9 protein-coding genes are annotated in these 11,791 nt (G+C 46.1%); 7 read left to right on the plus strand and 2 right to left on the minus strand.

Features of this window, described 5'->3' with window-relative positions; translation table 11 throughout:
• Window positions 1-28 precede the first annotated feature (28 nt).
• Entirely contained in the window at window positions 29-1,864 is a 1,836-nt protein-coding gene (locus RS889_RS07810) for an SLC13 family permease (RefSeq protein WP_315710113.1), read from the plus strand.
• Window positions 1,865-1,874: 10 nt separating this feature from the next.
• Here the strand turns inward: RS889_RS07810 and yfbR are convergent, their stop codons facing one another.
• Both yfbR and RS889_RS07820 read right to left on the minus strand, forming a co-directional pair.
• On the minus strand, window positions 1,875-2,474 hold the full coding sequence (gene yfbR / locus RS889_RS07815; RefSeq protein WP_021016643.1) for a 5'-deoxynucleotidase: 600 nt from the start codon (window positions 2,472-2,474) through the stop codon (window positions 1,875-1,877).
• Between the two features lie 164 nt (window positions 2,475-2,638).
• Window positions 2,639-3,853 carry a pyridoxal phosphate-dependent aminotransferase gene (locus RS889_RS07820; RefSeq protein WP_315710115.1) on the minus strand — a complete coding sequence of 405 codons (1,215 nt, stop codon included), beginning with the start codon at window positions 3,851-3,853 and terminating at the stop codon, window positions 2,639-2,641.
• A 1,355-nt stretch (window positions 3,854-5,208) separates the two neighbouring features.
• On the opposite strand from RS889_RS07820, the gene lrhA reads away from it, so the two are divergent.
• The 6 genes from lrhA (at window position 5,209) to nuoF (ending at window position 11,687) form a co-directional block, all read left to right on the plus strand.
• A complete protein-coding gene (lrhA, locus tag RS889_RS07825) occupies window positions 5,209-6,138 on the plus strand; it encodes a transcriptional regulator LrhA (protein ID WP_021016641.1) in 930 nt (309 codons plus the stop codon).
• 611 nt (window positions 6,139-6,749) lie between these two features.
• Window positions 6,750-7,193: an NADH-quinone oxidoreductase subunit A gene (locus tag RS889_RS07830; protein ID WP_021016640.1), complete on the plus strand. Its 444-nt coding sequence runs from the start codon at window positions 6,750-6,752 to the stop codon at window positions 7,191-7,193.
• A gap of 18 nt (window positions 7,194-7,211) precedes the next feature.
• Window positions 7,212-7,886, plus strand: a complete 675-nt coding sequence (locus RS889_RS07835; RefSeq protein ID WP_021016639.1) for a NuoB/complex I 20 kDa subunit family protein — start codon at window positions 7,212-7,214, stop codon at window positions 7,884-7,886.
• A gap of 101 nt (window positions 7,887-7,987) precedes the next feature.
• On the plus strand, window positions 7,988-9,787 hold the full coding sequence (gene nuoC, locus RS889_RS07840) for an NADH-quinone oxidoreductase subunit C/D (protein ID WP_315710118.1): 1,800 nt from the start codon (window positions 7,988-7,990) through the stop codon (window positions 9,785-9,787).
• A gap of 2 nt (window positions 9,788-9,789) precedes the next feature.
• Complete coding sequence (gene nuoE / locus RS889_RS07845; RefSeq protein WP_021016637.1) at window positions 9,790-10,341, plus strand: NADH-quinone oxidoreductase subunit NuoE; 552 nt, start codon at window positions 9,790-9,792, stop codon at window positions 10,339-10,341.
• Window positions 10,338-11,687: an NADH-quinone oxidoreductase subunit NuoF gene (gene nuoF / locus RS889_RS07850; RefSeq protein ID WP_021016636.1), complete on the plus strand. Its 1,350-nt coding sequence runs from the start codon at window positions 10,338-10,340 to the stop codon at window positions 11,685-11,687. The genes nuoE and nuoF overlap by 4 nt, the downstream gene beginning before the upstream one ends.
• Window positions 11,688-11,791: the final 104 nt, after the last annotated feature.

Genomic DNA, 11,791 nt, shown 5'->3' on the forward strand with positions numbered 1-11,791 from the left:
ATAAAAATTGTCCGCGTCAAGGTGGAGTATGCTGAATAGCGAACTTCTCTGGGTCTTATCCCTTTTGTTTATCACCATTGTGCTTTTTGCCACCAACAAGCTACGTATGGATGTGGTGGCGTTATTGGTGATTATTACTTTTGTGCTGAGTGGCACGTTAACGTTGCAGGATGCATTAGTTGGTTTCAGCGATCCGAATGTGATTCTCATTGCTGCCTTGTTTGTCGTCGGTGAAGGACTGGTCCGTACCGGGATAGCCTACCAGGTCGGAGATTGGCTGATGCATGTTGCCGGCCACAGTGAAATACGCATGCTGGTTTTACTGATGTTTACCGTTACCTGCCTGGGCGCGGTAATGAGTTCCACAGGCGTCGTGGCGATTTTTATCCCCGTGGTTTTAAACGTTTCGACGCGGATGAAAATCGCACCAGCACGGTTGATGATGCCTCTGAGTTTTGCCGGCCTGATCAGCGGTATGATGACGTTGGTGGCAACACCGCCGAACATGGTCGTCAGCAGTGAACTGATGCGTAATGGTATGGAAGGATTTCGTTTTTTCAGTGTCACGCCAATTGGTGTTGTCGTGTTGCTGATGGGGATTGTTTACATGTCCGTTGCCCGGTATTGGCTGGGTAATACTGAAAGTGATTCCCATAAAAAAATATGGAAAAGAAAAACCTTCCGGGATTTGATCCGTGATTACAAACTGACGGGCAGAGCCCGACGTTTAGCGATTAGGTCCGGTTCATCGTTTATTGGTCAGCGTCTGGATGACCTACGATTACGCCAGCGTTATGGGGCGAATGTGGTAGGAATCGAACGTTGGTGGAAATTCAGACGAGTAATGGTCAGTGTGGCTGGCAACACGGAACTGAACCTTAATGATGTTTTACTGATTGATATGTCGGCTTCTGACATGGATTTACGGGAATTTTGTACCTCTCAGCGCCTCGAACCGATGGTGTTGCGTGGGGAATATTTCTCTGCACAGGCGCGTGATGTCGGGATGGCCGAAGTATCACTTCTTCCTGATTCAGAACTGGTGGGTAAAACCTTGCATGAAGTGGCATTCCGCAGCCGTTATGGTTTGACCGTAGTCGGGATCCGTCGTAATGGGGAGGTCATGGAAGGCGTGCTGGCAGATGAACCCTTAAAATTGGGGGATATCCTGCTGGTGATCGGTGACTGGAAAAATATCCGTCAATTACATCAGCAAAAGTACGATTTTATCGTGCTTAATCTTCCTGCCGAAGTCGATGAAGTGGCCCCAGCGGCCAGCCAGGCACCGCACGCGTTATTCTGTCTGGCATTGATGATTGCCATGATGCTGACTGATGAAATCCCGAATGCAGTGGCAGCATTAATTGCCTGTTTATTGATGGGGCAGTTTCGTTGTATTGACATGGAAAGTGCTTACCGAGCGGTGCACTGGCCGAGCTTGATTCTTATCGTCGGCATGATGCCATTCGCACTGGCATTACAGCAAACCGGTGGTGTGGCATTGATTGTCCAGGGATTGATGGACGTCGCGGGGGATTCCGGGCCGCAAGTGATGCTGGCATGCCTGTTTCTTCTGTGCTCCGTGACGGGGTTGTTCATTTCCAATACCGCAACAGCCGTATTAATGGCACCGATAGCGATAGCCGCCGCTGGGCAAATGCATGTTTCTCCTTATCCCTTTGCCATGATTATTGCGATTGCGGCCTCAGCGGCTTTCATGACACCGGTATCATCGCCAGTGAATACGCTGGTATTGGCGCCTGGTGGTTATCGATTCGGGGATTTTGTGCGCATCGGCGTTCCTTTTACGCTGTTAGTGATGATTGTCAGCGTGATAATGGTGCCCTGGATCTATCCTTTTTAGCTGACGTCGCCTAGAGCGGTGAGTCCTGACTGATTTCATCCAGCGACAAACTGAAACTGGGAATGAATATCGTCACAAAATAATCCATCTCGGGACTTTGACGCTGTTGAAGCGTCTTTTCCAGACGCGCTTTCGCCATCAGGAATTCATTATTTCCAGCAGAAAGCTCTTCCAGACATTTCAGGTAAGCGCACAACGTATCCGCCTGCTTGACGATAGCGTGCTCATCTTCACTGGTAAATTTATCATCCAGCAACATGCTGTAATCTTGCTGTAGTTCTGCGGGCAGCATTTCGATTAACTTTTGCTGGGCGATTTTCTCTATTTTTTTATATTCGTGGGCAATCTGTGCGTTGTAATACTTGATCGGCGTAGGCATGTCGCCAGTGAGAACTTCACTGGCATCATGATACATCGCCAGCAAGGCAATCCTTTCTGCATTGAGATTACCATTGAATTTACGGTTTTTGATGACGGCCAGCGCGTGGGCGACAAACGCTACTTGCAGACTATGCTCTGAAACGTTTTCCATCCGTACATTACGCATCAAAGGCCAGCGGACAATCAGTTTCAGGCGGGATAAGTGAGCGAAAAAGTGACTCTGAACCATAAACAATCTCTCAGATAACAACAGGGAGGACTTCTATTGTGAGCGTCTGATGGTGAATAAGCAAATCAGTCACTGAACGGCCGAAGTGTCATAAAAGCAAGCCTGGGGTCAGGTCCGAGCTTGCTTTAAGGCATTAGATATTTTCTGGCTTATTGGCTAAAAAATTACTGATGGTAGCCTTCCAGGAAGCGCCCCAGTTTATGTATCGCCATATCCAGTTCATCAATTCGTGGCAATGTGACAATGCGAACATGATCCGGTTCCGGCCAATTGAAGGCCGAGCCTTGCACCAACAACACTTTTTCTTGCAGGAGTAAATCGAGAACCAGCTTTTGATCGTCGTGGATGTTAAAGCGTTTGGCATCAATGCGCGGGAACATGTACAAAGCGCCATCGGGTTTTACGCAAGAGACGCCAGGAATCTGGTTGATAAGTTCCCAGGCTCGGTTGCGTTGCTCATATAGTCTCCCTCCGGGATGAATAAATTCGCTGATACTTTGGTAGCCACCCAGCGCTGTCTGAATGGCATGTTGCATTGGCACATTGGCACACAAGCGCATCGAGGCCAGCATTTCCAATCCTTCAATATATCCCTGGGCGTGTTTTTTCGGGCCATTAAGCACCATCCATCCCTGGCGGAATCCTGCAACACGATAGGTTTTGGATAAACCATTGAAGGTAACCGTCAATAAATCCGGCGCCAGTGTGGCGATCGAGTGATGTTGAGCATCATCGTAGAGGATCTTGTCGTAAATCTCGTCCGCAAAAATAATCAGATTATGCTGGCGGGCGATGTCCACGATTTCCAGCAGTAGCGCTTTGCTATATACGGCTCCTGTCGGATTATTGGGATTAATAATAACTATGCCACGGGTATGGGGGGTGATCTTGTTGCGGATATCATCCAGGTCAGGGAACCATCCTGCTTCTTCATCGCATCTATAGTGAACCGCATTGCCACTCGATAACGAAACTGCTGCCGTCCACAGTGGATAGTCTGGTGCGGGCACCAGCATTTCATCACCCGTATTTAATAATGCTTGCATTGATTGAACAATTAACTCAGACACGCCATTGCCGATGTAGACATCTTCAACGGTCATATCACGCATATCACGAGCTTGGTAATGTTGCACAATCGCTTTGCGTGCTGAATAGAGCCCCTTTGAGTCACAGTAGCCTTGGGCTGTCGGTAAATTACGGATAACATCAACCAAAATTTCATCAGGCGCATCAAAGCCAAAGGGAGCCGGGTTTCCGATATTGAGCTTAAGTACCTTGTTTCCTTCTTCTTCCAATCGTTTTGCTTCTTTCAGTACCGGACCACGAATGTCATAACAAACATTTTCCAGCTTTTGGGATTTTTCTATCGGGGACATATACCAAGCCTTTTGCAGAGAACGCCTATTTTTCAGGTGGAGTAGCATAAGCGGCTTAATGTACTCCTCCTGTAGATACTTTTGAAGAATGATTCTTGGTTATGTCCGACATAGACAAAGTAATTATCTGCGTGGTTAAAAGTACCGCCATGGATACTAAATTAGGTTTTTATCACTATAAAAAGTCTTTTGTATTCATCATTAATGATAAATCTATGCATTAAAATAGAGATTTATTCGATGCTGACTTTGAGGGCTGTACCACGTTTCGGTTATGTGAATAATTTATGCTAATCACTCAAAAACGAATATTTCAAAAGTAAAACGATGCCACTATAAGCTAGAAAAGAGACTGTAACCGGTATCAGTAAATAGAAAATTGAACTTTTATAGTTTTTGCGCTCATTTATTTCTGTTGAAAGCAGCCATGTGGATGAAATGTTTTTTTTTAGTGAAAAGTTCATATGACTAATGCTAAACGTGTAAATTTGTTATGGACCAGGTAATAGAAAAGGGCCTTTTCTCCAATAGTGAAGACAAATCAGCCGACGAATAATAGCAGCTGCTAAAATTTTATTTCCCTCGAAACTATTTCATACGGGCTAAATTTGGATGAATGCAGAGTATTGAGTGAAATTTATGGAAATGAAAAACCTATGCCTGTTTGTTAGTTTGATGATGAAATCGGATATCGGTTCGCATTAAAAAAACTGTTTTAGAACGTCTGATTGATCTGCATTCAGTTGGTGTTTATTAATGTATTGCGTTGAAATATTGGTGTAACTATCTGATTGTGCTGAAAAAAAGATATTTCGTAACTGAGTGTCATTAATCTGTCCAATTGATTTTGTCAGAGATTTTATGGGTTAATATGAAATGAAGTTTCAATTCATGCAATGATTGGCTCGTGCATTAATCATGAAAAATGCCATCTCTTTCCTTTGTTTCTAAGCGATTATCGATTTCGGGATGCACAAAATATGTGTAAAAAGGTAAAAATAAGAAATGCTTGTATATTAATAAGGTAGGAAAACAGTAAACGAATGCGCAGTCAAAATCTTATATCATGACCCTTCACTTTTTTATGACAGAAGTGTGGTCTGGCATTCTGAAGGCTTTTATTTTATGATCTAAAACAAATAAAAAAGGTTCTTTTTACAGGATTAATAGCATAATAAGATAATCAATAAGGAGGTCGAGAGTAAAAAGGCGATTATGGTAACGAAGTATAAGTATTTTTTTGCCCTGATCGTTCGTCTGCGATATTGTCTTTCATTGTGTCGGACCTTACCGATGCAACGTATCAACACCAGGTATGTTTTGTTAAAAATTAAAATAGATAAGTGAAGAACCGTATGACAAATGCAAATCGCCCAGTACTTAATCTGGATCTAGATCTGTTGAGAACGTTTGTCGCTGTTGCAGATTTGAATACCTTTGCGGCAGCTGCCGTTGCGGTGTGCAGAACGCAATCGGCGGTCAGTCAACAAATGCAACGACTAGAGCAACTCATTGGCAAAGAACTCTTTGCTCGCCATGGGAGAAATAAACTACTTACAGAACATGGTATCCAGTTTTTGAATTACGCCAGAAAAATTCTGCAGTTTAACGATGAAGCCTGTGCATCTCTTATGTACAGCGATATTCAGGGCGTGCTGACTATCGGGGCCTCGGATGATACAGCGGATACTATTCTGCCTTTTATTTTGCAGCGTGTGACAACCGTGTTTCCCAAATTATCTGTTGAGGTAAGCATTAAACGCGGCACGGAAATGATGGATATGTTACAGGAAGGAAAAATTGACCTGATCATAACTACGGTCAACAATACTGATTTGCCACATGTCCTGTTAAGAACTTCACCAACTTTATGGTATTGCGCTGCTGATTATCAGTTTCAGCCAGGTGAGACGGTGTCGTTGGTGTTACTTGATGAGCCGAGCCCATTCCGTTCACTGGCATTAGAGCAACTTACGGCAGCGGGTATTCCTTGGAAAATATCCTACGTTGCCTCTACGTTATCTGCTGTCCGTGCTGCGGTAAAAGCAGGTTTGGGCATCACTGTTCGTTCGGTCGAAATGATGAGCCCGGAATTGCGTGTACTTGGTGAAGAAGAAGGATTGCCGAGATTGCCTGATACTCGTTATTACCTATGTAAAAATCCACAGCATGAAAACGAGTTGAGTACCGCGCTTTTTAATGCTATTGAGTCTGGTGCACGTTCTCATCTTCTTCCTGTCGGGATGTTACCGAATAATGATGTACGGGAACCACCTTTAGAGTAATGGTCGAAGGCGTGGCCTGACAGGGAAAATCGTGTTACCCCGATATGGAAAACATCGTTAATACGGATGGTGTGTTTTACTCTGTCACCATCCGTATTTTATCTGTCGGTCTCGGTTTTCCGCTTTTAATGAAACAAAGGTTCTTTTTTTTTAAATCTTTGTTACCAAAGAGTAAGCGTTAACATTAGCGTACTCATTTTGGTTTTTTTAATAACATAAAGGAGGAAAATGTGTTCTGGATCAAAAAATAACCCTATTAACCCTACGGGGGGAACGGTATTCGCTGCGAAAATGATATAGTGTTCATGCAAATAGACGTTTTTTGTCTTTAAAATTTGTTAACATGTGGTATCACTGACTCGATTTAGCTTAATAGCAGCACACAAAATGTTAACGAAAACCGCGTGCATGTGAAGTAATGTACTGTTAGTTTTAAAGAGGTTGAGAAAAGGTTACAAAACAAGGAATCAAACCATATTTTTATACCCACTTAACCCCATAAGTTGTGGTTCTTGATGTGGTGAAAAATCCTCCCTTTTAATCGATGTGGCGCATTAACTGCCGACAAAAGAGCAGGTGTACAGGCCACTTTTGATGAGTAAGCAAAGAGTATGTCAACAACTACTGAAGTTCTCGCCCACCATTGGGCTTTTGCACTATTCCTTATCGTTGCCGTAGGTCTCTGCGGTTTAATGCTGACCGGTGGGTTCTTGCTGGGTGGCCGTGCCAGAGGAAGATCTAAAAACGTTCCTTATGAGTCCGGGATCGATTCTGTAGGTTCAGCTCGTTTGCGTCTGTCCGCCAAATTCTATCTGGTCGCCATGTTTTTCGTCATTTTTGATGTTGAAGCCTTGTACCTTTATGCCTGGGCCGTTTCTATCAGAGAAAGTGGCTGGGTGGGTTTTATCGAGGCCACTATCTTCATTTTGGTGCTGTTGGCTGGTTTGGTCTATCTGGTGCGTATCGGCGCGTTGGACTGGACACCTGTGCGTTCCAAAAGACAGGTTATTAAATCAGACATTATGATCAACACCACCAACAATCATCAGCAGTAATAGCGAGGCATTAATAAAATGGACTATACGCTCACCCGCATAGACCCGGACGGTGAGAACGACCGTTATCCCCTTCAGAAGCAGGAAAGCGCCAGCGATCCTCTTGAACAGCATGTTCACCGCAGCGTATTCATGGGTAATCTGGAGCATGCTTTACATGATATGGTGAACTGGGGGAGAGGTAATTCCCTGTGGCCTTTTAACTTTGGCCTTTCCTGCTGTTATGTCGAAATGGTTACTTCGTTTACTGCGGTACATGATGTAGCCCGTTTTGGTTCCGAAGTATTACGTGCCTCGCCGCGTCAAGCCGACTTCATGGTGGTCGCCGGTACGCCGTTCTTGAAAATGGCACCTGTTATCCAGCGCTTATATGATCAGATGCTGGAGCCAAAGTGGGTGATTTCCATGGGCGCTTGTGCTAATTCCGGCGGGATGTATGACATTTATTCTGTTGTACAGGGTGTGGATAAATTTTTGCCGGTAGATGTTTACATTCCCGGCTGTCCGCCTCGTCCCGAAGCTTACATGCAGGCACTCTTGTTGCTTAAGGAATCAATTGGGAAAGAACGCCGCCCTCTGTCATGGGTGGTTGGCGATCAGGGTGTTTACCGTGCCAATATGCAGTCCGAACGGGAACGTAAACGTGGAGAGCGTATTGCAGTAACCAATTTGCGCTCTCCCGATGAGATTTGACCTGTGAATGATAAACCAGTAGTGGCTGCGTAATATTATGATAATAGTGTGTAGCCATTATCAGTCACAGAAATAGCACATTTACTGTGGTGACATAACTTATGACAGATTTAACGACGCAGGACCTCGCACTGCCTGCATGGCAAACTCGCGATCATCTTGACGATCCGGTGGTAGGCGAACTGTGTAACCGTTTTGGTCCAGAAGCGTTTACTTTTCAGGCGACCCGTACAGGAATACCAGTTGTTTGGGTAAAGCGTGAGCAGTTACTGGAAGTTCTCTCCTTTTTGAAAAAGCAACCAAAGCCTTATGTCATGCTATTTGACTTGCATGGTATGGATGAGCGGTTACGTACTCACCGTGAAGGTTTGCCATCAGCGGATTTTTCCGTTTTCTACCACATCATTTCCATCGAGCGTAACCGTGACATTATGGTGAAGGTTGCGCTGAGCGAAAATGATCTGTATTTGCCGACGATAACCAAACTCTTCCCTAACGCTAACTGGTATGAGCGTGAAACATGGGAAATGTTTGGTACTGTTTTTAATGGCCACCCGCATTTGACGCGCATCATGATGCCGCAGTCCTGGGAAGGACATCCATTGCGCAAGGATTATCCGGCGCGTGCGACCGAATTTGATCCTTTTGTTCTGACCAAACAAAGGGAAGATTTGGAAATGGAATCGCTCAAGTTCAAACCTGAAGACTGGGGTATGAAACGAGGTACAGAAAATGAAGATTTCATGTTTCTGAACTTAGGGCCAAACCATCCATCATCGCACGGTGCTTTTCGTATCATTCTGCAGTTGAATGGTGAGGAAATTGTAGACTGTATTCCTGATGTCGGTTACCACCATCGTGGCGCTGAGAAAATGGGAGAACGTCAATCCTGGCACAGTTACATTCCTTACACCGATCGTGTCGAGTATCTCGGCGGTTGTGTAAACGAAATGCCGTATGTGCTGGCGGTTGAAAAACTGGCGGGCATTGAGGTGCCGGAACGCGTCAAAACTATTCGCGTTATGCTGTCTGAGCTATTCCGTATCAATAGCCATCTGCTCTTTATCAGTACATTTATTCAGGATGTTGGTGCTATGACACCGGTGTTCTTTGCTTTTACCGATCGTCAAAAAATTTATGATCTGGTAGAAGCCATTACCGGTTTCCGCATGCATCCTGCCTGGTTCCGTATCGGCGGTGTTGCCCATGATCTACCGCGTGGCTGGGAGCGTCTGCTACGTGAATTCCTCGACTGGATGCCGGCACGTCTTGACACCTATGTGAAAGCTGCTTTGAAAAACACCATTTTAAAAGGGCGTTCCCAAGGTGTGGCAGCCTATAACGCGAAAGAAGCGTTGGAGTGGGGTGTAACCGGCGCCGGTCTGAGGGCAACGGGTATTGGTTTTGATGTGCGTAAATGGCGTCCATATTCCGGTTATGAAAACTTTGACTTTGAAGTGCCAGTTGGCGACGGCATTAGTGATTGTTATAGCCGTGTCATGCTGAAAGTCGAAGAGCTGCGTCAGAGTTTGCGAATTCTGGATCAGTGTCTGAAGAATATGCCGGAAGGCCCGTTCAAGGCTGATCATCCTCTGACCACGCCACCACCTAAAGAACGGACACTGCAGCATATCGAAACCCTGATTAACCATTTTTTACAGGTTTCCTGGGGGCCGATCATGCCCGCCAACGAATCATTCCAGATGATTGAGGGAACCAAGGGAATCAACAGCTATTACCTGACCAGTGATAACAGCACCATGAGTTACCGAACTCGTATCCGTACGCCGAGCTTCGCGCATCTCCAGCAGATTCCTTCAGTCATTCGAGGGTGCCTGGTATCCGATTTGATCGTGTACCTTGGCAGTATTGATTTTGTCATGTCAGATGTGGACCGTTAATTATGCATGATCATAACAACACTCAGGATCATATTGATGCGCAGGGGCAACCTGCTGTTGCGAATACGACGACGGGAAAGGATGTTTTTGTGTTAAGCGATGCTGAGCGCGATGCGATAGAGCACGAAAAACACCATTATGAAGATGCCCGCGCCGCTTCTATTGAAGCGTTGAAAATTGTGCAGAAGCGGCGTGGATGGGTGCCTGATGGCGCTATTAATGCCATTGCGGACATCTTGGGTATCCCAGCCAGCGATGTGGAAGGCGTGGCGACGTTTTATAGCCAAATTTTCCGCCAGCCGGTTGGCCGCCACATTATCCGGTATTGCGACAGCGTAGTTTGTCACATTACCGGCTATCAGGGGATTCAGGCCGCACTGGAGAAAAAATTGGCGATTAAACCAGGACAGACCACATTTGATGGCCGTTTTACGCTATTGCCGACGTGTTGCCTGGGTAACTGTGATAAAGGGCCGACGATGATGATCGACGAAGATACCCACAGTAAGCTAAAGCCTGAAGATATCGATTCGTTATTGGAGCAGTATCAATGAGTAAAAACATTGTTCTGACTGCTGAGCAACACCCTCTTACCTGGCGTCTGCGCGCAGATAAACAACCAGTATGGTTAGACGAGTACCGGAGTAAGAACGGTTATTCCGGAGCCCGGAAAGCACTGGGTGGAATGGCCCAGAATGACGTTGTTTCTCTGGTCAAAGATGCAGGACTGAAAGGGCGTGGCGGTGCTGGTTTTTCCACTGGGCTGAAATGGAGTTTGATGCCGAAAGACGAAAGTATGAACATCCGCTATCTGTTGTGTAATGCAGATGAAATGGAACCGGGTACATACAAAGACCGTCTGCTAATGGAACAACTGCCACATCTGCTGATTGAAGGCATGCTGATTGGCGCTTATGCACTCAAAGCCTACCGCGGATATATTTTCCTGCGTGGTGAATACATAGAGGCGGCGGCAAATCTGCGCCGGGCAATTGCTGAGGCAACGGAAGCCGGGCTGCTCGGTAAAAACATTATGGGCAGCGGTTTTGATTTAGAGCTGTTTGTTCATACCGGTGCCGGGCGTTACATTTGCGGTGAAGAAACCGCATTGATTAATTCACTGGAAGGGCGCCGTGCTAACCCGCGTTCCAAACCACCATTCCCGGCATCTGCTGGGGCATGGGGTAAGCCTACTTGCGTAAATAACGTAGAAACTCTGTGTAATGTTCCAGCCATTATCGAGCACGGCGTGGAGTGGTATCAGGGGATTTCTGCTGGTAAGAGCAAGGATGCGGGTACCAAATTAATGGGCTTCTCCGGCCGGGTTAATAATCCGGGATTGTGGGAGTTACCTTTTGGTACGACGGCGCGTGAGATTCTGGAAGATTACGCCGGTGGCATGCGTGATGGATTAAAACTGAAAGCTTGGCAGCCTGGTGGTGCGGGAACCGATTTTCTGACCGGTGATCATCTTGACTTACCGATGGATTTTGAGCACATCGGTAAAGCGGGCAGTCGTTTGGGAACAGCGTTGGCGATGGCAGTCGATAACGAAATCAATATGGTATCACTGACGCGTAATCTGGAAGAGTTCTTTTCCCGTGAGTCCTGTGGCTGGTGTACACCATGCCGGGATGGTTTGCCCTGGAGCGTGGAAATATTGCGTGCTCTGGAACATGGCGAAGGCCAACCGGGTGATATCGAAACGCTGGAACAGTTATGCCGCTTCCTTGGCCCAGGCAACACTTTCTGCGCGCATGCGCCGGGTGCCGTTGAGCCACTGCAGAGTGCAATAAAATATTTCCGGGAAGAGTTTGAAGCGGGAATCGCTCAAAAAACCAGCAACAATGCTAAACCCATTCGTGGAATTCAACCGAATCTGCTGAAGGCGCGTTGGTAGTTGGTCGGTAGCACGAGTGCTAAAACTCTCGTGTCGGGCGAGCTTGACTCTTATTCTGGTAGACAGAATTTTTTGATTAGTGCCTGCTATTAAGCGGGCCATTA

The organism is Brenneria uluponensis (assembly GCF_032395385.1).
GTDB classification, from domain to species: domain Bacteria; phylum Pseudomonadota; class Gammaproteobacteria; order Enterobacterales; family Enterobacteriaceae; genus Prodigiosinella; species Prodigiosinella aquatilis.